This window comes from Saccharopolyspora tripterygii (assembly GCF_054778355.1).
Map to the genome: position 1 here is coordinate 1 of NZ_BAAGZP010000066.1, position 691 is coordinate 691.

A 691-nucleotide genomic window follows, 5' to 3' on the forward strand; every position below is an offset into this window, starting at 1 on the left:
GCGAGGATTCGACGAAGTCGTTCAGCGGTATTCAGATCGCGGAGTCGGTTACTGATACGCAGAAGGCGATTGAGTCGGGTGATTGGGCTGCGGGCGTCATGGGCGCGGTGGGGACGGGTCTGGACGCGCTGAGCATGGCGTTGGATCCGTTTGGTGCGATCTTCGCGGCCGGTGTCGGTTGGTTGATGGAGCACGTCGGTCCGGTGTCGGATGCGTTGGATTCGTTGACCGGTGATCCGGATGAGATCAAGTCTCATTCGGAGACGTGGAAGAACATTTCGGTTGAGCTGGAAGCCGTCAATACCGAGATGCGGGATCTGGTCAAGGCGGATGTCGCGAATTGGATGGGGGAGGCCGCCGACGCGTACCGGGCGCGCAGCGAGGACACGGCGAATCTGATCGCGGCGGCCAAGTCGGCGGCTGACGGAGCCGCGGACGGCATCGGCACGGCCGGCGAGGTTGTCGCTGCGGTGCGGACGCTGGTCCGCGACATCATCGCCGAGCTGGTCGGTCACCTGGTCAGCTGGGCGTTGCAGGTCATCTGCACGCTGGGCATCGCGATGGCGTGGGTGGTCCCGCAGGTCGTTGCCGAGGTCGCGAAGGTCGCTTCCAAGATCGCCGACATCACCACGAAGCTCGTCAAGGCGATGAAGGCCCTCACCCCGCTGCTGAAGAAGCTCGGCGATGGTTT

Annotated in this window: 1 protein-coding gene; it reads left to right on the forward strand. The window is 63.8% G+C overall.

Translation table 11 applies throughout. From position 1 onward, the window contains the following. On the forward strand, window positions 1–691 hold a 691-nt coding region (locus tag ACYVF3_RS32545; protein WP_461158120.1), incomplete at both ends, for a WXG100 family type VII secretion target.